Origin of the sequence: Acinetobacter equi, assembly GCF_001307195.1 — a bacterium.
Lineage (GTDB): Bacteria > Pseudomonadota > Gammaproteobacteria > Pseudomonadales > Moraxellaceae > Acinetobacter > Acinetobacter equi.
In genome coordinates this window covers 209,388-230,185 of the sequence record NZ_CP012808.1, presented here as the reverse complement: position 1 = coordinate 230,185, position 20,798 = coordinate 209,388, and the positions used below count along the sequence as shown (strand labels likewise).

Annotated in this window: 17 protein-coding genes; 5 read left to right on the top strand and 12 right to left on the bottom strand. The window is 33.9% G+C overall.

The annotated features are described in order from the left end of the window. Together AOY20_RS01030 and AOY20_RS01025 are read right to left on the bottom strand one after the other, a co-directional pair. The gene (locus AOY20_RS01030; protein WP_054580153.1) at positions 1–705 is read right to left on the bottom strand and encodes a hypothetical protein; all 705 of its coding nucleotides are present in this window, start codon (positions 703–705) and stop codon (positions 1–3) included. A gap of 241 nt (positions 706–946) precedes the next feature. After that, positions 947–1,213, bottom strand: a complete 267-nt coding sequence (locus AOY20_RS01025; RefSeq protein ID WP_054580152.1) for a hypothetical protein — start codon at positions 1,211–1,213, stop codon at positions 947–949. Between the two features lie 164 nt (positions 1,214–1,377). On the opposite strand from AOY20_RS01025, the gene AOY20_RS01020 reads away from it, so the two are divergent. Then, positions 1,378–2,220, top strand: a complete 843-nt coding sequence (locus AOY20_RS01020) for a hypothetical protein (RefSeq protein ID WP_054580151.1) — start codon at positions 1,378–1,380, stop codon at positions 2,218–2,220. A 90-nt stretch (positions 2,221–2,310) separates the two neighbouring features. Here the strand turns inward: AOY20_RS01020 and AOY20_RS01015 are convergent, their stop codons facing one another. Beyond that, positions 2,311–2,553, bottom strand: a complete 243-nt coding sequence (locus AOY20_RS01015; RefSeq protein WP_054580150.1) for a transposase — start codon at positions 2,551–2,553, stop codon at positions 2,311–2,313. A 118-nt stretch (positions 2,554–2,671) separates the two neighbouring features. On the opposite strand from AOY20_RS01015, the gene AOY20_RS01010 reads away from it, so the two are divergent. Next, positions 2,672–2,893, top strand: a complete 222-nt coding sequence (locus AOY20_RS01010) for a helix-turn-helix domain-containing protein (RefSeq protein WP_054580149.1) — start codon at positions 2,672–2,674, stop codon at positions 2,891–2,893. A 38-nt stretch (positions 2,894–2,931) separates the two neighbouring features. Here AOY20_RS01010 and AOY20_RS01005 read toward each other — a convergent pair whose 3' ends face one another. From AOY20_RS01005 to AOY20_RS00995, 4 genes are all read right to left on the bottom strand, one after another. Further along, positions 2,932–6,696, bottom strand: a complete 3,765-nt coding sequence (locus AOY20_RS01005) for a YobI family P-loop NTPase (RefSeq protein WP_054580148.1) — start codon at positions 6,694–6,696, stop codon at positions 2,932–2,934. A 229-nt stretch (positions 6,697–6,925) separates the two neighbouring features. Continuing rightward, positions 6,926–8,209 carry a ribonucleotide-diphosphate reductase subunit beta gene (locus tag AOY20_RS01000; RefSeq protein WP_054580147.1) on the bottom strand — a complete coding sequence of 428 codons (1,284 nt, stop codon included), beginning with the start codon at positions 8,207–8,209 and terminating at the stop codon, positions 6,926–6,928. A 145-nt stretch (positions 8,210–8,354) separates the two neighbouring features. Then, on the bottom strand, positions 8,355–8,486 hold the full coding sequence (locus AOY20_RS15120; protein ID WP_417855673.1) for a hypothetical protein: 132 nt from the start codon (positions 8,484–8,486) through the stop codon (positions 8,355–8,357). Between the two features lie 113 nt (positions 8,487–8,599). Beyond that, complete coding sequence (locus AOY20_RS00995; RefSeq protein ID WP_054580146.1) at positions 8,600–11,425, bottom strand: ribonucleoside-diphosphate reductase subunit alpha; 2,826 nt, start codon at positions 11,423–11,425, stop codon at positions 8,600–8,602. A gap of 580 nt (positions 11,426–12,005) precedes the next feature. On the opposite strand from AOY20_RS00995, the gene bfmR reads away from it, so the two are divergent. Then, the gene (bfmR, locus tag AOY20_RS00990; protein WP_054580145.1) at positions 12,006–12,722 is read left to right on the top strand and encodes a response regulator transcription factor BfmR; all 717 of its coding nucleotides are present in this window, start codon (positions 12,006–12,008) and stop codon (positions 12,720–12,722) included. Positions 12,723–12,757: 35 nt separating this feature from the next. After that, complete coding sequence (locus AOY20_RS00985; RefSeq protein ID WP_054580144.1) at positions 12,758–14,398, top strand: ATP-binding protein; 1,641 nt, start codon at positions 12,758–12,760, stop codon at positions 14,396–14,398. Positions 14,399–14,466: 68 nt separating this feature from the next. Here the strand turns inward: AOY20_RS00985 and putP are convergent, their stop codons facing one another. The 5 genes from putP to AOY20_RS00960 form a co-directional block, all read right to left on the bottom strand. Continuing rightward, a complete protein-coding gene (putP, locus tag AOY20_RS00980; protein ID WP_054580143.1) occupies positions 14,467–15,957 on the bottom strand; it encodes a sodium/proline symporter PutP in 1,491 nt (496 codons plus the stop codon). 223 nt (positions 15,958–16,180) lie between these two features. Next, complete coding sequence (locus AOY20_RS00975; RefSeq protein WP_054580142.1) at positions 16,181–17,032, bottom strand: SPFH domain-containing protein; 852 nt, start codon at positions 17,030–17,032, stop codon at positions 16,181–16,183. A 9-nt stretch (positions 17,033–17,041) separates the two neighbouring features. Continuing rightward, positions 17,042–17,512 (bottom strand): NfeD family protein, encoded by a 471-nt coding sequence (locus AOY20_RS00970; protein ID WP_054580141.1) that lies wholly within the window; start codon positions 17,510–17,512, stop codon positions 17,042–17,044. A 231-nt stretch (positions 17,513–17,743) separates the two neighbouring features. Further along, positions 17,744–18,661, bottom strand: coding sequence for a patatin-like phospholipase family protein (locus AOY20_RS00965; protein WP_054580140.1), 918 nt, complete (start codon positions 18,659–18,661; stop codon positions 17,744–17,746). Positions 18,662–18,727: 66 nt separating this feature from the next. Then, the gene (locus AOY20_RS00960; protein ID WP_054580139.1) at positions 18,728–19,354 is read right to left on the bottom strand and encodes a 1-acyl-sn-glycerol-3-phosphate acyltransferase; all 627 of its coding nucleotides are present in this window, start codon (positions 19,352–19,354) and stop codon (positions 18,728–18,730) included. A 131-nt stretch (positions 19,355–19,485) separates the two neighbouring features. Here AOY20_RS00960 and AOY20_RS00955 point away from each other — a divergent pair, with 131 nt between their 5' ends. After that, a complete protein-coding gene (locus AOY20_RS00955; protein WP_054580138.1) occupies positions 19,486–20,727 on the top strand; it encodes an MFS transporter in 1,242 nt (413 codons plus the stop codon). Positions 20,728–20,798: the final 71 nt, after the last annotated feature.

Genomic DNA, 20,798 nt, shown 5'->3' with positions numbered 1-20,798 from the left:
TTAATAGACCTTTCGACTATTCATATTTTCTGAGCGAAGCTTAATTTTTTTATGAAAAAATAAATAATCAGCGAGTTCTTGTTTAAGACCTATTGATTCAAGTGTTTTGTAGACTTGCTGTGAGGTATAAAATTCTTCGAAATTTAAGTGACGTAAGGCGTAATTGATTTCGAGGGTATTCCAATTGAATCTATGTCCTCTTTGATACCAGTAAAGTAGCTGCGAAATTTCTGATTCACTTGGTAAGTCTGTGTGATCTATTAGCTTAAAAGTAATATCCATTGAGTGGAGTAGATTAGAAAGTTTTGCAAAGCGGTTTAAGTCATCAGTTGACAATGATGCTATGGATGGTTTGACTTCATGGACTTCATAAGCACCTTCTTTAGTTTGAACCAAGAAATCTGGAAAACAATACTGTTCATTGATAAGTAAAATTTTTAATGCTTGTGATCGATAATTAATGACGTTTGGATTTTGTTCTAAACTGATCGCATGAGCCAGTTCAAGACGGCTTTCTAGTGGTATTGCACCGCAACACTTTTGACTAGGGAATAGAGAGGTTCTACGACCAAAAGAACCTTGATGGATTTTTCGTTGACCATGTAATGTAGCTGCTACATTTGCTGTTGATTCGAAGGCAATCCTGATTTGTTCTAGGATACTTGTTTGAATATCAGTTTTTGAAAAAACTGTTTTATAAGACATATCTGTTCATCCAGAAGTAATTCTATTCTCAATAAACATTTGAGAATGAGCTAATCTGTACTATTCCAATGGAATAGTACTTACTTGACTGGTGACGATATAGAGAAGATACTATGATTCTCAGGTCTTTATATGCTTCTATATAAAGTCACGAACGGATCCTTTTTTAGGGTCCGTTTTTTATTGATTTTTGGTTTAGTTTTTCATGATGACTCCATAAAAATTTTTGAAGAATGAAAATTTAGTGGTTATGGTTCGGATCTAAAGATGAGTTTCTTTGGTTTGCTAGCCATGTAGCAACATCTTTTACTAACGCATATTTTCCACGACGATTAGGGAAAGTGAAAATAGGAATAGGAACAGTTTTACGTGTTAATGCTTGACGAAAAGCATCTGTGGTTTTGTAACCTAAAGCAATTCTTAAAGCATCATCAGCTATTAGTGGGCCGTAACGGTCAAATAGCTCTTTTTCAATTGTTGTTGCATCAACTATTAAATGGTTTTGCATAGGGTATCTTGTATTGTCCTGTCACAACAGAAGCATATATCTTTTAAAAAAAGTTGTGTAGAAAGTAAAAATAGCTCAATCTTTTACTCTATACAAATTTCTAATTTATTGTTTTTAAATTATAAATAACTATAACTAGGATTTTTTTTGAGGTTGACTAAAAAATGAAAAATACACAAATGGAAAAAAGAAGTGAGATAGATATCGTTCGAGTTTCATTATGGTATTGGTATATTAGGGTCAATTTATCTAAAAATTCAGATTATCAAATTGAAAAAGTAATTGAGCCGGATGCTTTTAATAAAAATAAGCATGGTGATGCTTATCATAATAATAAATGGCGAGGTTATCGCTTAGGTAAACATACTCCAAGTCCTATACTTATAGGCCAGGCAGAATCTCATGTACAAGGCAGCTCTATGCTTCTTAAACATACTCTTTGGCAGGTAATGAATAACTCCATTAGTATTGATTCGCTGTTAAGTGATGAGCTTAGAAATCTATCGTGGGAAGTCCAACGTATTCTTTATAAAGCTAACAAATACGATTGTGGGAGTGCATTAGTCATGCACCTATCTAAAAGAAAATTACGCCAGTTAGAGTATTTAGCTGGATTGGATGCATTGGCAGCACAGATAGTTTTTTTTAAATTGGCTGTTCAAAGGGAAGAGGATACTTCTGCATTAAGTCAGTCTATTTATAGGACTCTACTTATTATCTGTACTGAACTTCCATTCTTTAATTATCGTGAAAACTTTATTTCATTAATTAATTCGAACGTTTTCTCTTTAGTTAGCTCAACAAAGCAAGTATTGGATAAAAGTTTTGTAGACAGTTTTTCGAAAAATGTGAGAATTTTGATAAATCTATTGTTAGCAATGGAAGATAAGGGGAAAGTAGGTATTACAAGAAAGGAAAGTGTTAGAGCATTATCAAATTTATTGCATGAAACACGAGTACTAAATCTATTGGATGGAGATAGCGTTCTGGGAAAAGATGCTATTTGAACTGCATCGAATGCAAACTATCTTTGAAATTTACATTCGAAATTTTTAATTGGAGCTAATGGATCGTAAAGAATAGGTGGGTTAAAAGCCCTATATTTCCAGCCGTTTAGATAATTTTTCTTCAGCATACATCTGTTTTAAAATGAAATTTTCTTGCTCTAACTTATCTAAACGAGTGAGAATTTTTTCACTTACGTCTAAATAGTTTGCTTTCCAGCGATAGAGAGTTGCCACGCTAATTTGATATTCCTGACAAACCTGTTCGATAGTGGCACCTGCTAAATGTTTTTTAACAATGCTATTAATTTGAGTTACAGAAAATTTTTGCTTCACATTGAGTTCCTAAACTATCGTTCAATCATTATCCAAAATAAAAAAATCAATAAACATACGAGGGTTAAATGAAAATATCCTATTTTGGGATATTTTTAATTGTAACTGATATTGAGCCATGCGCTCAATACACGATCCTAGGTATCAAGACCTAATTAAGAAACTTATAGAACTTCGTGAGTCCAAAAATATGACTCAGGTTGAGCTTGCACGTCGCTTGAATAAGCCTCAATCGTATGTTTCCAAAGTCGAAATTTTGGAAAGACGACTGGATGTGATTGAGTTATGCGACTGGTTAAGTATTTTAGAGCAAGATTTAGCTAAATTTTTAGAGAATTAGCCTATCCTTTAAATACTAATAAAGAATAGACTTTTCTCTTATTTAGTATAAAAAACTATTTTATCTTGGGCTATCTTGTATCTTTTTATCTCTTTTTTGTGAATAAAACTAACTTTTTCTAGTTCAAGTGAAAGTTTACTATTTAAGTCATTTAATATAATTATATGTCTACCTGCGATTGAAATTTCATTATATGGGTTTTGTAGTAGGCTTAGGTATTTACAAATTTTCTCATGTTCTAAGTATTTAATCTGGTCTATAAGTAGTTCTAGATTCTTAGTATTAGAAATTGATTTTTCAAAATAAAAGTCGAGATACTCTTGTGGAAGTTTCAAAGATAAACTTTTATACAACTTTATAATTGAGATTCTAATATTTTCAGACTTTGAAAATAGATCAATTTTTAATTTATCAATAATATTTTTTTTAAATGTATTCGTAAAATTGTTAGATGCTAGTATAAGCTCAAGTTCATCATTAGATAATTCGATATCTTCTGGTACTTTGCTAGATAAGATATTTTGAAATGGTAAGAGAAATTCTATTACTAAATTTTTCGTTTTATTTCTTAAGTTATCTAAGTTTTCACAATTTAGTGTTAACACTTTATTTCTACATAATAATAAAATCTTGTCCTCTGATAATTGAGAGATATCAAGATTATTATATGTAAAATAGATAGATTTGATTATGCATTGATATGCTGAAATATTTAAAAGGTTCTCCTTTAATAGATCTCTTTGAAACTTCTTGGAAATATCACCAAGTTTATCAAAGCTATTAGCCTCGGAAATTTTTTCTTCTTTTAATTTATTATAAACTTCTGGTGAGTTTATGTACTCAATTATAGTTTTATCTATATTAGATTCAATAATTTCATAGTAGTAAAGAATTGAATTCCAGGTTGGATTTAATCTATAGTTCTTAAGTATATGGCTCCATAAGGTTTTATTTTTAATTTCATTTAAATCAGAAATTTGAACTTCATTATTTTCAATTAACCATTCTTTATGAGAATTATCTAAATCTTCATTGTTAATTAATTTGATGAAGTTATTTGAAGATTCGTTTAAATTTTCAGATGATGAAATATAAACTTCTTCGAAGAAATGGCTGATGGATTGGTCTACCTGAGTTTTCAAGTAGTCTGGTGCAAAGTCTTGTAATGTACCATATGGTTTTGAAGTAAAAATATTTTTGATTTCATCAATTTTTTTATCTTCATTATTTATACTTATAATTTGTAATATCATTTTTTCATTAAATTCAAAATATTCATTTCTACATATTTCATTAAATATACTTACATTATTTTGATTAGTACAATCCAAATACTCGAATATTGGTTTAATAAGCTGTAGAAAGTTAAGAATTTCTTGCTCAGTACTATAGGCATCTTTGATATATTCGATAAAATTTCTTTTAGAAGACAGATAGTTTTTTAGAATGTCATCTTTGTTAAGTAAAGGAATATTTTCTTTTTCTAAATTTTTAAATATCAGCAGAAGATAGCTTTCGACTTTTTCATCTGTCATTGACGTATGAATATATTTAAAAAAAGTCTGCCAGCTTTTAACTATTTCATTAATGAATAGGGGGGAGTTTTCTCCTTTATCTATATATTCGAAAATAAACTGAATTGAACGTTCATCCTGATTTGATAATAATTTGAATAAATTATTGTAATGATCTTTAAATTGAGTATCATTTTTTAGTATAAAATCTACTAAATTAAAATTTAGAATGCTTGTATGTAAAAACTGTCTAGGTGTTAAATATTTTTCTAATATTTTTTCCACATTAGTTAAAGTTAGGTCAAACTCTGAATTTAGATGGTTTATAACACACTGTGCGTAATCTCTTTCAGTAATATTTATTACACTGTCAATAAAGAATGAAATATAGTCAGGATAGTGCTCGTCTATGTAACCCTCTCTAACTAAAAATTGAAGTAAAGGTGGATGCATGTCAGATTCAAAGAATTCTTCACTTGAGTATATAGTGAGTAACTCTTTTAGTGTATTTAGCTTAAGATTATTTTTTTTATTTAATAAAGCTTGCTTTTGCTCCAATATTTCCCCGCGATTTGTGACTTCTCGATTTTTAATTCTAGTTTCCCTTTCTTTATATGAAAGTGAACTGTGAACTATATTTTCAATAGTTTTAAAGCTAAACGTAATATCTTGATTATTTTTAATTTCAATATTTGTGTGTTGAATATTATTTTGGATTTCAACAACCCATTGGATATTATTTGCTTTTTTAATAATTTCGAAGTTTTCATCTAATGTTAGGTTTTCATAATCTAGATCTAATTCACCTACTTTAAGTTTTATTAGATATGTAATATGATTTATAGAATAATATCTATTGCCAATATTAGTGATTTGTGGGAATCTTTTTAGAATTTCATGTATATATAATTTCCTCAATTCTATTATATTTTGAATTATTTCGAGTTCTGACGTTTGAATTTTTTCTTCTAAATTTTTAATTTCTTTTTTAATTTCCTCTAATTGACTTGCAATTATTTTTTTCTTTTTATTTTTGAATATTTGAAATATTTCTCCTTTATTTGAATGTAAATTTGCAAATTCAGCAGGGTAGTGGTTTTTGTAAATTATTAAAGCTAATAATTTGTTTTTATTGAGATTTGGATTGTTGAGTTTTTTTACATAAAGTTTAAACTCATTAAAAATATTTGTTACAAGTCTCATATCATCAAAATAAAGTGAGACTTGATGTAAAAAAATATCTTCTATTTCATTGTGTAGTTGGCTATTATTTTCTTTGTTAATGTAGTTTTTCCGAATTAAGTCATAAGCATTTGTTGGATTTATGACTGGAATAATCGGAATAATAAAATCGAAAAATTTAGATCGATCTTTATCTTTAAACATATTGTCTCTGATAGCATATAAAAATACTATAGGACGCTTTACTTGTTTTGAATTGTTGATGAGAGTATTAAGTTCTCTTAGTCGAATGAAAATTTCTGAATTTTCAAAACGATCTAGATCTTCAATTATGATAATATTGAAATCTGTTCTTTCAAAAAAATATAAAATCTCATCTAAATGTTTATTTAATATTGATTCTGTTTTATCATTATTTAATGTTATTTCAGTATCTTGAAATTTTAACTTAAGCTCCTTAAGTTTTTCAATATATTTTATTCCAGTGAATAATCCAACTATGCAGTATGATAAAAATAATAATGAAAAAGTTATTTGAGCGAATTGTTCTGAACTTGCTAGTATACTAAACTTATCAAAAAAAATACTTCCTGGAAAAAACACAAAAAGTGTTAGAAAAATCCAAAACATAATAAAAAGTGTATTAGCTAGTAGCTCTCTAGGTTTAACAGTCACAATTCGCTTTAGTCGTGAGCGCGGTAATGTTTTTTGATCTACAGAATAAAAGAGTTGTTGTAATATACTTTTTTCTATGGCTTCGATTTCAATTTCTTTATTATTAGTGCCTTCAATTTCTAAGTGATCTTTAAATGTTGCTAATGATATATTTAAGTACTTCCAATTTGGATTTTGTGTTTGAAAGGTAAGTAATACGCTACTTTTTCCTGACCCATATGGTCCAGTTATGGCAATGTTGTTAATTTTATCTTGTGATAATGCAAATTTGAGCATATCAGAATAAGCATTATCTTCATCTGCGTTAGTAATTGGTGTTAAAGACAAATATTGATCTTTAGAGATTATTTGAGGAGCTGAATGAATTTCTTTAATTTTTGTATAAGTTATTTTTAGTTCATTCCAGATTTTTTGGCGCTTATCTTTTGACATTTAAATAGTCTCGTCCCTAACACATATTTAATTTTGTAAGTATTTTAGCCTTTTCATTGCTTTAACATCTATGTGTAATATAAATATTTAATTAAAGACTAGATTGCATCTTTTAAAAAAAACCGCCATGAATGGCGGTTTTCTCAATGACAACTTATGTGTCGCGCAATGACATTTTATGTGTCGCAAATGACAACATATGTGTCGCGTGACGGTGACGAGTAAACAATTACCAGCTTAAAGCACCGCCAGTTTGATAATCTGTTACGCGAGTTTCGAAGAAGTTCTTCTCTTTACGTAAGTCCATCATTTCAGACATCCATTGGAATGGATTGTTTACACCTGCAAATTGCTCTGGTAAACCAAGCTGACTTAAACGACGGTTACAGATGAATTTCAAGTATTCTTCCATCATCGCTGCATTCATACCTAATACACCACGTGGCATTGTGTCACGTGCATATTCGATTTCAAGCATAGTACCTTCAAGAATCATTTGAACGATTTCTTCTTGGAATTCAGCAGTCCAAAGGTGAGGGTTTTCAATCTTGATTTGGTTAATCATATCGATACCAAAGTTCAAGTGCATTGATTCATCACGTAAGATGTATTGGAATTGCTCAGCAACACCATTCATCTTGTTACGACGACCCATAGACAAAATTTGGCTGAAACCACAGTAGAAGAAGATACCTTCAAGTACGCAGTAGAATGCAATCAAGTTACGAAGTAAAATTTGGTCAGTTTCAGGTGTACCTGTTTTGAACGTTGGATCGCTCAATTGTTGAGTATATTTCAAGCCCCATGCAGCTTTACGTGCAACAGAAGGAACTTCACGGTACATGTTGAAGACTTCGCCTTCATCCATACCTAAAGATTCGATACAGTATTGGTAAGCATGCGTGTGAATCGCTTCTTCAAATGATTGACGAAGGATGTATTGACGGCATTCAGGATTCGTAATATGACGATAAATTGCAAGAACCAAGTTATTTGCAACTAAAGAATCGGCAGTAGAAAAGAAACCTAAAGAACGCATCACGATAGTACGTTCATCTTCAGTTAAGCCATCTTCTGACTTCCAAAGCGCGATATCGTGGTTCATGTTAACTTCTTGAGGCATCCAGTGGTTTGCACAACCATCTAGATATTTTTGCCAAGCCCATTCGTATTTAAATGGAACCAATTGGTTCAAGTCAGCACGACAGTTGATCATTGCTTTATCATCAACTTGTACACGCTGTGCACCCATCTCAAGTTCTTCAAGACCTGGTGCAACATCTAAATTTGCTAGAGCGTTAGATGCTCTTGCCAACGAATCGGTTGGATGTGCTGTTCTGTTTGCACTGGTTCCAGTGGATTGTGTAGTTGCCACATTCTTCTGTGGTTGCTCTGCATCAGATACCACTTGCGAATTAGTCGTTTTTTGCGGATCGACGGGCGCAGGCTGCTGTGTTTGTGCAGCTGGTTTTTGCGAATCATCTTCGAAATCGTCCCAACTTAGGATAGACATAATACTTCTCTCTACGTTGCTTTATATCTTTTATACAGACATCTAGCGTCGCTTAGATGTCTTACTATACGCTCAATTTGTGTAAGCAAAATTAAGTTTTGTCGATGGTTGTACTATTTTTGTTCAATAGAACCAAACATCCCCACTACTTATTTTGATTACGCTGTTGTTTGTGTGCATGCACGCAAAAGTAAGCAATGGGTACATAAAACAAAATAACAAAGGAAATGACCAAGACAGCAAGTCCTAACATATAGTTATGGGTCATATGAAGCATGGCGTTTTCCTTTGTTATTTAGATTTTTAATCTCCCTAAATCCCTCTTTAAGAAAGAGGGACTTTCTCCCTCCTTTATTAAAGGAGGGTCGGGGAGGATTTAAAACTCACCAATTATTGGCAAGCTTCACAATCAGGATTGTCAATTGAACATGCTTGTGGCACTGGTGCTGCTTGAGAGAAACCTTCCTCTTCAGCAAGAACAGTCGCTTTCACTTCAGGAGCAGTCGCTACAGGTGCAGCAACAGTTGTTGCTTTTACAGCATTTAATGCACCTGTATTGATTGTAGATTTCTCAGCAGAAGTTGCGCCTAATGCACGTAGATAATAAGTTGTCTTAAGACCACGTAACCAAGCCATCTTATAAGTAAGATCAAGCTTTTTACCGTTTGCACCAGAGATGTAAAGGTTAAGAGATTGTGCTTGATCAATCCATTTTTGACGACGTGATGCAGCATCAACAATCCAACGTGGCTCAACTTCAAACGCAGTCGCGAAGATTGCTTTTAACTCTTCAGGAATACGAGCGATTTTTTGCACAGAACCTTCAAAGTGTTTCAAGTCATTTACCATTACAGCATCCCAAAGACCACGTTCTTTTAATGCACGAACAAGGTAAGGGTTGATAACAGTAAATTCACCAGACAAGTTAGATTTCACATACAAGTTTTGGAATGTTGGCTCAATAGACTGAGAAACACCACAAATGTTTGAAATTGTTGCTGTTGGTGCAATCGCCATTACGTTTGAGTTACGCATACCATCTTTTTGAACTTTGGCACGTAAAGTGTCCCAGTCTAAACGTTGAGTACGGTCAACTTCGAACATACGTTCTGGACGTGTTTTTGCAACTAAGTCTAAAGAGTCAATTGGGAGAATACCTTGATCCCATAATGAACCTTTAAATGTTTCATAAGCACCACGTTCAACAGCTAGATCGCTAGAAGTTTGAATTGCGTAGTAGCTAATCACTTCCATAGATTCATCAGCAAAGTTTACAGCTTCATCTGAACCGTAAGCCATGCCCATTTCATAAAGTGCATCTTGGAAGCCCATGATACCCATACCCACAGGGCGGTGTTTCATGTTTGAGTTTTTAGCTTGTGGTACAGCATAGTAGTTGATGTCGATTACGTTATCGAGCATACGAACTGCAGTTTTAATTGTACGTGCTAATTTTTCACGATCGAGTACACCACCTTTAACGTGTTGTACAAGGTTGATTGAACCTAAATTACATACCGCGATTTCATCTTGGTTGGTATTTAATGTAATTTCTGTACATAAGTTAGATGAGTGAACTACACCAACGTGTTGTTGTGGTGAACGTAAGTTACATACGTCTTTGAATGTGATCCAAGGGTGACCTGTTTCAAATAACATAGATAACATTTTGCGCCACAAATCTTTTGCACGTACTTTTTTGTGCAACATATTTGTTTCTTTGGCAATGCTTTCATAGTAAGCATAACGTTCAGCAAATTCATTACCTGTTAAGTCATGAAGATCTGGAGTTTCAGATGGAGTGAATAATGTCCATTCTGCATCTTCAAATACACGTTGCATGAACAAGTCTGGAACCCAGTTTGCTGTGTTCATATCGTGTGTACGACGACGGTCATCACCTGTGTTTTTACGAAGTTCTAGGAATTCTTCAACATCTAAGTGCCAAGTTTCTAAGTATGCACATACTGCACCTTTACGTTTACCACCTTGGTTCACCGCAACAGCTGTATCATTTGCTACTTTAAGGAATGGTACAACACCTTGTGATTTACCATTTGTACCTTTGATGTATGAGTTCAAGGCACGAACTGGTGTCCAGTCATTACCTAAACCGCCAGCCCATTTAGAAAGAAGGGCATTGTCACGCATAGAACCGTAGATGTTATAAAGATCATCTGCGATTGTTGTTAAGTAGCAGCTTGATAACTGTGGACGTAACGTACCAGAGTTAAATAATGTTGGCGTAGAAGCCATATAGTCGAAGCTAGACAATAAGTTATAGAACTCAATTGCACGTTCTTCACGGTTTTCTTCATTTAATGATAAACCCATTGAAACACGCATATAGAATAATTGCGGTAATTCAAAACGGATACCATCTTTATGGATGAAGTAACGATCGAATAAAGTTTGTAAACCTAAGTATGTAAATTGGTTAGAACGTTCTGGTTGAATCGCTGCTGCCAATTTTGCAAGGTCGAAGTTTAATAACTCAGGTGATAAAAGGTCTAATTCAATCCCTTTTTTCAAGAAAGTTTCTAAAGCATCGCCTTCATTTGTATTTGTAGGAAGACCTAAGAACTCTAAACCAGTTGCAACAAGATCATTACGGAGCAAACGAGCTGTTACATAAGTGTAGTTTGGCTCTTGTTCAATGCGTGTACGAGTAGCCATCATCATTGTTGTTGAGATGTCAGACTCTTTTACACCGTTGTATAAGTTTTTAACTGTTTCATCAACAATTGCTTTAACATCAATACCTTCAAGGTCTTCAGCCGCCGTAGCAATTGTTGCTTCAAGTTTGCTTAAATCAAGTGGTTTAAGTTGACCATTTGTATCAGTGATTTGAAGTGTAGGGTGGTGATTTGCACCTGTAAGCTTACGAGCTTCTGCACGTTGATCACGATAGATCACATATGCGCGCGCAACTTTTTGTTCACCTGTACGCATAAGCGCAAGTTCAACTTGGTCTTGAATTTCTTCAATGTGAATTGTGCCACCAGAAGGTAAACGGCGTTTAAACGTATTTAGAACCATTTCTGTAAGTTCAGATATACGGTCGTGTATGCGACTTGAGTCTTGACTCTGTTGACCTTCAACAGCCAAAAACGCTTTACCGATTGCGACAGAAATTTTTTCTGCATCGAAAACGGCAACGTCCCCGGTACGTTTAATCACCTGAATTTGACCAGGTGTGGATGTGATTACGCTCATTGTCAGCATAGCTCCATTTTCATCTGTTGTTATGTTTATGGACCATTTGAACTGCGATTATTAGGTTGCAGTGATGAATGAATAAACACAAGACTTAGTGGTTTAAATTGAAATTAGGCACAAGATACGGGAAAATCAAGGGTAGATCAATATTGACATTTGATGAATTTTTTTGATCAGTTTTGCTTGCAAAAATGATTTAAAAAATCCTCTTTTTATTATTAGTGGTTAAACACGTATTATATAAGGCCATAGCATAACAAAGCATGGAAAAAGTGCTTATAGATAACCTTGTGGATAACTAAAAACTAGTTGTTTGATCTAACAATTTATGACCAAAAGATCAGTATTGATCATGATTTACTAAAATTGTAACGACATATTTTTTTTATAAATTGAGATGATGCAGTACCAATAAATCAATCAATGATCAAAATATTACAAAATACTACGTTGAAGACTATCTTTAAGCCTTAAAATCTTGTTTACATTGTAAACCTGTGTATATTGGAAATATATTGGGCGTATCTTTTGGATTTTAAACAAAGAATACATAAAGATTAATAAAGGGGCAGTTTAGATGAGCCAAGAAGAAAAGTTACCTAAAATTTTAATTGTTGAGGATGATGAGCGTTTAGCACGTTTAACTCAAGAATACTTAATTCGTAATGGATTAGAAGTAGGGGTGGAACCAGATGGAAACCGTGCCATTCGTAGAATTATTGCAGAACAGCCAGATATGGTTGTACTAGATGTTATGTTACCTGGTGCAGATGGCTTAACAATTTGTCGTGAAGTAAGACCTCATTATCATCAACCTATTTTAATGCTGACCGCACGTACTGAAGATATGGATCAAGTACTTGGTTTGGAAATGGGTGCAGATGATTACGTTGCGAAACCAGTTCAACCTCGTGTTTTACTTGCTCGTATTCGTGCATTATTACGTCGTACAGATAAAGCACCAGATGATGAAGTTTCTCAACGTATTGAATTTGATGATCTTGTAATTGACAACGGTGGTCGTTCAGTTACTTTAAATGGTGATTTAGTCGATTTCACAAGTGCTGAATATGACTTGTTATGGTTATTAGCTTCTAATGCGGGTCGTATTTTATCTCGTGAAGATATTTTTGAACGCTTACGTGGCATTGAATATGATGGTCAAGATCGCTCAATTGATGTACGTATTTCTCGTATTCGTCCCAAAATTGGTGATGATCCAGAAAACCCTAAACGTATTAAAACTGTACGTAGTAAAGGGTATTTATTTGTTAAAGAGACAAATGGTATTTAATTTTGAATACCATTTTCGTTAGCTAAGGATGTTTTGTGTTTAAGCAAAGTATATTCTTGCGCATATATGGCGGTTTGGTCATATTAGTCGTATTGGTGGCATTATTTGGATACCTATTTGTTCAAATTATTAACTATAAACGTGCGCAAGAATATCGACAGTCTTTGACAGATGGAATTTCATTAGTCATTAGTGAGGGGATTGCACGCCAACCCTCTTTGCAAGAAAAGCTGGATTGGATTTCGGATGCTTCAGATTTACTTGAACTTCCTGTGTATTACTTACATAAAAATAAAGTAGATTTAACACGTGCAGAACAACGGCGTTTAGAAGAAGAAAAAGCTGTTGTTCGTTATGATGCTCAAAATGAAACATCATATATTGTGAAGTCAATAAAAAATGATCCTGAACATATACTTTATATGAGTGCTAAAGCAAAGGATCTTAATGAACAGCTTATGCGTGTTATTCCAATCTTTATTTGGGATTATTTAGCCTATTATCCCGGTCAGGAAAAAGAAGAATTAGAAAAATTACAGCCACATTTTAAATATCATGTGGAAATAAAAAATTTGTCTGAATTAAATTTGGATACGGAACAAACAAGCCGAATTTTATTAGACCATAATATTGTTTCTTATCGTGATAGTGCTAGTGAAAGTGGTACGACGATTACGATTTATTCACCGAAGCCACAGGCACCAAGAGAAGTGTTAGTCATTGGACCAATACCGCTCTTTAATTGGATGCCAATTGAGTTGGCAACAGGTGTAACTTTATTAAGTTTATTTGTGCTAAGTTTAGGTGTGTATGGTTTATTAGTGCCAATGCAGCGAAGACTTCGTGAAGTTAATTATGCTTTGAATCGAATGAAGTCAGGCGATTTAAGTTTAAGACTTCCTGTGAATGGTGCAGATGAAATGGCAAGTTTGGCATCGAACTACAACAGTATGTCAGACCATATTCAACGATTAATTGAATCTCAACGAGAATTGATGCGTGCAGTTTCACATGAGCTCAGAACACCAGTTGCACGTATTCGATTTGGTATGGAAATGCTTGCCGAAGAAGATAATTATCAAGATCGTTTGAATCAGGTTGAGCAAATTGATAAAGATATAGAAGCATTAAATAACTTAATTGATGAGATTATGACCTATGCTAAGTTAGAGCAGGGGACACCATCATTTGATTTTGAGCGTATTTCATTAGTTGAAGTTTTAGATCAGGTTGTTTCTGAAACTGAAGCATTAAAAACACAAAAAGAAATTATTTTAAATGCACCTGCTGCAAATGTAGAGGTTGATGCAGAATATCGCTATTTACATCGAGTGGTACAAAACTTGGTAGGAAATGCGGTACGCTATTGTGATGATAAAGTCTTAATCACTGGCGGTATTAATGAACGAGGTTTTGCCTATATTTGTGTTGAAGATGATGGTTGTGGTATTCCTGAGGCAGATCGTAAACGTGTATTTGAAGCATTTGCACGGTTAGATGGAAGTCGTACTAGAGCCTCTGGTGGATATGGTCTAGGTTTATCTATTGTAAGTCGTATTGCTTATTGGTTTGGTGGGAAGGTTGAAGTAGATGAAAGTCCTTCATTAGGAGGTGCTAGATTTACTATGACTTGGCCATCACGACGTTTTAAAAATAGACGAGTTAAAACAAATTAATTACGTTATAAAATGAAGATATAAAAAAGGAACACATAGAGTGTTCCTTTTTTATTGAATGTCTGTGATTAGATTTGTTTTTTATATAGTTTATCTGCTTGTTCAAAACGATCAGCAATATCTTGAGTTGGTTGTTTATCTAAGAGACTAACGACTACGATACTGATGAATGACAGAATAAATCCTGGAACAATTTCATAAAGACCAGTGTCACCTAAGAAGTTTTTCCAAATAATTACCACTACAGCACCCACAATCATACCTACAATCGCACCATTTAAAGTCATACGTTTCCAGAATAACGATAAAATAATGAGAGGACCGAATGCAGCACCAAAACCCGCCCATGCATAAGCAACAAGACCAAGGACTTTAGAGTTTGGATTTGAAGCTAACCAGATTGCAAGAATCGCAATGAGTAGAACCATAAGACGACCAACCCAAACGAGTTCACGTTGAGAGGCGTTTTTACGAAGGAATGTTTTATAGAAATCTTCAGTTAAAGTACTTGAACATACTAGTAATTGGCAACTTAATGTACTCATTACTGCTGCTAAAATTGCAGCAAGTACAATACCTGCAATCCATGGATTAAATAGAATTTTAGTTAATTCCATAAATACAGTTTCAGGATTGGCATTCACTACAGATGCTAATTCAGGATGTTGTTGGAAGAATGCAATACCAACAAAACCTGCGGCAACAGCACCACCTAAACATAAAATCATCCAAGTCATACCAATACGACGAGCATTTGGAATAGACTTTACTGAATCTGCCGCCATAAAGCGTACAAGAATATGTGGTTGACCAAAGTAACCTAATCCCCATGCCAATAGAGAAATAATCGCAACGAAGCTTAAATTCCCCATAATATTGATGGCATCTGGACGCGCAGCATCTAATGCAATTGCAAATTGCGTTAAATCTGAGAAAGAGAGTAAAGCAACAATTGGGGTGAGTAATAATGCAAAGATCATCAGACCAGCTTGAATCGTATCTGTCCAGCTTACAGCCAAGAAGCCTCCAATAAATACATAGCTGATTGTTGCAATTGCACTAATCCAAAGAGCAGTTCCATAAGACATATTGAACATACTTTCAAATAGGCGAGCACCTGCAACCATACCTGAAGCACAATAGATAGCAAAGAAAATTAAAATAACAAAAGCAGAAACAATACGTAGAACTTTTTTGTGGTCATTAAAACGATTTGCAAAATAGTCAGGTAGTGTTAATGCATTATTTTGGACTTCTGTGTGTACACGTAAACGACCTGCAACAAGGTACCAGTTAATCCATGCACCAATAATAAGACCAATGGCAATCCATGATTCAGAAAGACCAGAAAGGAAGATTGCGCCTGGTAAGCCCATAAGCAACCAGCCACTCATATCTGAAGCACCAGCAGAAAGCGCTGTAACGAAACTTCCTAAACGACGCCCTCCTAAAATGTAATCAGAAAAATTGCTGGTCGCACGATATGCCATTAGACCAATAAAGATCATGGCGACGATATAAAATAGAAAGGTAATTAAGGTCGGATTTAGGGAGCTCATACAATATCCATGTTCGAGTTGGCGATCGGTAAACGACGAAAAAGAGTGTTTATCGTAAGAACAAACTCGATGAAGTTATTTCAATAGCCAGAAAAATAAATATGAAAGCGAAATTTAAACACAATTTAACAATAAATGCTTTTTTATCGAAATAAAAATAAAAAATAGACAGTAAATTAACTGTCTATTTTATGTGAAATTGTGAATTTACTTTATAAAATGATCAAGAACGCCCCATAATTCCACGAATTGTATTCAAGACATCTGCAGGTAAGACCACAGTTTTGGCATTATTAGATTTCGCCATATCTTGCATAGCTTTTACATATTGTTCACCTAATAAGTAAGCAACAGGAATTTCTTTATCACCAACTGCAGAAGTTACCATTTCAATTGCACGTTGAGAAGATTCAGCCAAGACAACTTGTGCTTCAGCATCACGACGAGATGCCTCTAAACGACCATCTGCTTCTAAAATAGCCGCTTGTTTTTCACCATCTGCTTTTGTTACCGTTGCACGACGTTGACGTTCTGCTGCAGCTTGTTCTTCCATTGCAGCTTGCATGGTATGAGAAGGCTTAATATCCTGAATTTCAACAGTCTTAAGCGTAATGCCCCAATCAGAAATATCATCTGAAATACTTGCTTTTAACTTCGCTTTAATATGATCGCGTGAAGATAATGCATCATCTAAATCCATTTCACCAACAATAGAACGTAGTGCTGTTTGAACAAGGTTTTGAATTGCCCAGCTATAGTTTTCAATACCGTAAACCGCTTTTTCAGGAGTAGTTAAATTGATATATGCAACAGCATTCATGAGTAAAACAGCATTATCACGTGTAATGACTTCTTGTGATGGAATATCAAGCACAATATCTTTAGTTGTTACTTTATATGCAACTTCATCAATATAAGGAATAACAAAGTTAAGACCAGGTTTTAGTGTTTGGTGATATTTTCCTAAACGTTGAACAATCCAAGAATAACCTTGTGGAACCAAACGAACACCTTTAAAAATAGTGACGCCCACAAAAACTAAAATTGCTAAAACTATAATTGCACCAGCATTCATATAATTTACTCACTTTTCATTTTGTATATTATTTAATTGTACAACTAAGTCGTTGCCTAAAATATCAATCACTCGAACTCTATCACCCACTTGAACTGAAGATAAAGTACGGCAGTTCCACTCATCTGAACCTAAAACAGGAATAGGGAACCGAACTTTAATTTGGTCATGTTCGAGTTGTGTTTGGATGACCATTCCAATTTGTCCAATGGTTGCTTCTCTTGATAATCCAGCTTTTGTTTTATCTACAGAAAGTGGTTTAATAAATTTAAACCATGCTAATGTACATAAAATGGCAAGAATGATCCAAATCACAAGTTGTGTGGTCAAGCTCATCATTGGGAAAATCCAATATAAAACTCCAACCAAAATGGCAGCTATACCAAACCAAAGTGCTGCAAATGCTGGAAGTAATAATTCTGAAATAATGAGAAGAACACCTAAAACAAACCAATGCCAAGGTTCTAAAACGAATTCCATAAAATTTCTCTTTATCATTGCATTGGTGTGTATTTTGACCGATGCGTGAAATATGGATTTTAATATTCTATTAATGTAACAGATGAAATTATATATGAATATAGCTAATTTTTATTCAAAACAAAATGCGATATAAACGATAAAAAATCTAAAAGAAGGCATCTTTCATCCCTATTTAAAATATAAACAATGAATGAAAGATATCTTGTTATTTAAATATTAATTGGTGTACTAAAATCGAGGTCTTGGTGCAGGTTTAAGTGCAGCAGGAGATTTTTTAAAGTCAGTAATGGCTTTTTGAATAGAGCGAATTTGTGCTTGAGTCGCTTTTTCACCTTCCAAAATAGTTTCATTACTTGCTTTTAAATCGAGTGTGCCAATATGACCGACTTTAGGTTGAATCACGACATTGGCTTGACTTAGTTCTTCATTAATACTTTGTTGCCCCATAATATTAATGGTTTGGTCAAGTAAGCCAAAAATATTTCCAGACTTACCAGCAGCAGGACGTGCAGAAATATCGACAGCTATGACAATGTCAGCACCCATAGCTTTAGCTGTTTTAACGGGAATTGGACTTACTAAGCCACCATCAACATATTGAACACCACCAATTGTTGCAGGAACAAAGACATTTGGAATACTACAAGATGCACGAACTGCTTGACCCACATTGCCTTTAATAAACTCAGATTTTTTCCCATTGTCTAAACGTGTTGCAACAGCAGCAAAACGAATAGGGAATTGTTCCATGGGTTTATTGCCAACATGTTTGTTGACATAATCTTGCAGCTTTTTACCTTGTAAGATGCCTTGGCTACTCAGGGTTAAATCACGAATATCAGACTCTTTAAAATTGATCGCAATTTGTTGAAGTTGATAAGGTGATTTTCCGCTAGCATATAAACTACCAACGAAACTACCTGCACTTGTTCCAGTCACGATTTTAGGTTTAATTCCATGTGACTCTAGAACTTTTAATACGCCAATATGAGCAAATCCTTTTGCACCTCCACCACCAAGAGCAACGGCAATGACAGGTTCACGAGCATTGATAGGAGTTGTCGTACTTGGTGTTTTTACTGCTTTATCACAGCCAGCTAAGCTCAGACCAAGCAGTGTTAAAAATGAGAGATGAATAAGTTTCATAGTTGTTTATTTAAACAATCAGTAGATAAAACAATTGCATATCTGACCAAAAAAAATGCGCTTTGCCTAGTCTTTTTTCCAAAGCTTTTGTAACGGTTTTGCTAACCATTTGGAATTTCTAGGAGAAAAATTTCCTTTATAACGTTCTAAAATTTTTTCTAGATCTTCTTCGTAATGACCAGTAGTTTCATATATACCTAAAATACGAATAACTTTCTTTTGGTAATCTAAAGCAAACATAACAATCGGAATTTGAGCTTCATGTGCAATATGATAAAAACCACTACGAAATTTTTCTGCTTCTTTGCGTGTGCCCTCAGGCATCATTCCAATCCAAATACGGTCTTCTTTTCTCATGATTTCTGCAATTTGCTGTGTATAACCATGAGATGAATTACGTTCTACAGGCATAACCCCAATCCATTCTAAAACTGGTTTTAATGGTGTTTTAAATAATGTATGTTTGCCAAAGATTGTAATTTTAATATCCAAGCCCAAAAGCGCTAAAAAACCATACCAAGCATCTAAATTTGAGGTGTGTGGTGAAACAATAGCAACTGCTTTTGGTAAATTTGGAAATTCGCCGTGCATTTCCCAGCCTTGAGCAAGGTAAACTGTTTTAAAAAAATTTTGGCTGATAGTCGTACCGCGGTGAGGAACTAAAGGCGGTAGTTTTGGAAATTTTATTGACATAATGTTCTAGGCTTTCAATAAGAATGCTAAATTACTCATGTAATATATAAGCGCTAATCTACCTTGTAATAGTATTAAAAGAAAGAGGATGCACTTCATAGCACCATAATTTCGTAGATTCCGAATATTTTATGTTAAATTTTCGTCATACTTATATCATTTTATTTTCTTTATATTGGGCTCAAGGTCTTCCTGTGGGCTTTATGACGCATGCATTACCTGTCATATTAAGAGCAGAAGGTGTTTCATTAGCTCATATTGGTGGGTTTGGTCTTCTTATGCTGCCTTGGTCAATTAAAATATTATGGGCACCATTGATTGATCGTTATGGATCAATTAAACAAGGTCACTATCGTTCGTGGATTATTCCCACACAAATTTTAACGATCATTACATTGGTTATATTGGCATTTCTTCCCATTCAATCTTTAAATCAGCCGCTTTATCTTCTCATATTTTTTATTGTTTTAATGAGCATGAATGTGTTTGGTGCAACACAAGATATTGCAACAGATGGTTTAGCGGTCAATATTTTAAAAGAAGGTCAACAGCATTGGGGAAATATGATTCAAGTCATAGGATCTCGATTAGGCTTTATTGTTGGTGGTGGAGTCATCTTGTGGATTTTGGATTGGCTTGATTGGCAAACGACATTTTTAATGCTTGCAGGATTGGTTACAATAAATACTATTCCTATTTTATTGTATAAAGAATCTGAATATTCGGAAAAACAAGCATCTAAAAATCAAGAAAATAAATGGACTCAGATTCGAGCTTATTTACGATATTTTTTTCAATCAAAAACTTTAAAATTATGGTTGTTTGTATTGCTGACATTTAAGGTTGCTGATGGTTTATCAGGTCCCTTATTAAAACCTTTAATGGTTGATCTAGGTTTGAATTTCACTCAAATCGGGTTGTACATTACTGTATTGGGAGCAGTTGCTGCTTTATTGGGTGCAGGTTTAGCTGGGGGGATTTTAAAATTTTATGCAATAGCACCGACATTGATCGTTTTTTCTGTATTTAAAGTGATGAGCTTATGGGCTTATGTTTGGCTTGCATATCAATATGAATCTAAGGCGATTATTGCTAATTGGGTGATTTATAGCATTAATGCCGTAGAAGATATGGTGTCTTCAATGTTGTTGGTAGCGATGCTAACTTTAATTTTAAAATATAGTCGGAAAATATTTGCAGGAACTGATTTTACATTTCAGGTTGCACTTATGGCGACAATAAGTGGGATACTCTATAGTATAAGTGGTTTTATTGGTGATGAATTAGGATATTTTTCATATTTGATAATCATCAGTCTAATAGCAATTTTATGTTTATTTCCAATATTTTTATGGGCAAAAAACAGTCGCTGAAAGAAGAAATGGATATATAAAAATAATTTTTGAGATGAATTTAAGGTATCTAGTTGAATGTCATATTGATC

Excerpts from the sequence above, each read along its gene's own strand:
- AOY20_RS00970 (WP_054580141.1), bottom strand. The coding sequence starts at position 17,512 with ATGGAATTCGTTTTAGAACCTTGGCATTGGTTTGTTTTAGGTGTTCTT.
- AOY20_RS01000 (WP_054580147.1), bottom strand. The coding sequence starts at position 8,209 with ATGTCTATCCTAAGTTGGGACGATTTCGAAGATGATTCGCAAAAACCA.
- AOY20_RS15120 (WP_417855673.1), bottom strand. The coding sequence starts at position 8,486 with ATGCTTCATATGACCCATAACTATATGTTAGGACTTGCTGTCTTGGTC.
- AOY20_RS01030 (WP_054580153.1), bottom strand. The coding sequence starts at position 705 with ATGTCTTATAAAACAGTTTTTTCAAAAACTGATATTCAAACAAGTATC.
- AOY20_RS00960 (WP_054580139.1), bottom strand. The coding sequence starts at position 19,354 with ATGTCAATAAAATTTCCAAAACTACCGCCTTTAGTTCCTCACCGCGGT.
- AOY20_RS01010 (WP_054580149.1), top strand. The coding sequence starts at position 2,672 with ATGCGCTCAATACACGATCCTAGGTATCAAGACCTAATTAAGAAACTT.
- AOY20_RS01005 (WP_054580148.1), bottom strand. The coding sequence starts at position 6,696 with ATGTCAAAAGATAAGCGCCAAAAAATCTGGAATGAACTAAAAATAACT.
- AOY20_RS01020 (WP_054580151.1), top strand. The coding sequence starts at position 1,378 with ATGAAAAATACACAAATGGAAAAAAGAAGTGAGATAGATATCGTTCGA.
- AOY20_RS00995 (WP_054580146.1), bottom strand. The coding sequence starts at position 11,425 with ATGAGCGTAATCACATCCACACCTGGTCAAATTCAGGTGATTAAACGT.
- bfmR (WP_054580145.1), top strand. The coding sequence starts at position 12,006 with ATGAGCCAAGAAGAAAAGTTACCTAAAATTTTAATTGTTGAGGATGAT.
- putP (WP_054580143.1), bottom strand. The coding sequence starts at position 15,957 with ATGAGCTCCCTAAATCCGACCTTAATTACCTTTCTATTTTATATCGTC.
- AOY20_RS00955 (WP_054580138.1), top strand. The coding sequence starts at position 19,486 with ATGTTAAATTTTCGTCATACTTATATCATTTTATTTTCTTTATATTGG.
- AOY20_RS00975 (WP_054580142.1), bottom strand. The coding sequence starts at position 17,032 with ATGAATGCTGGTGCAATTATAGTTTTAGCAATTTTAGTTTTTGTGGGC.
- AOY20_RS00965 (WP_054580140.1), bottom strand. The coding sequence starts at position 18,661 with ATGAAACTTATTCATCTCTCATTTTTAACACTGCTTGGTCTGAGCTTA.
- AOY20_RS01025 (WP_054580152.1), bottom strand. The coding sequence starts at position 1,213 with ATGCAAAACCATTTAATAGTTGATGCAACAACAATTGAAAAAGAGCTA.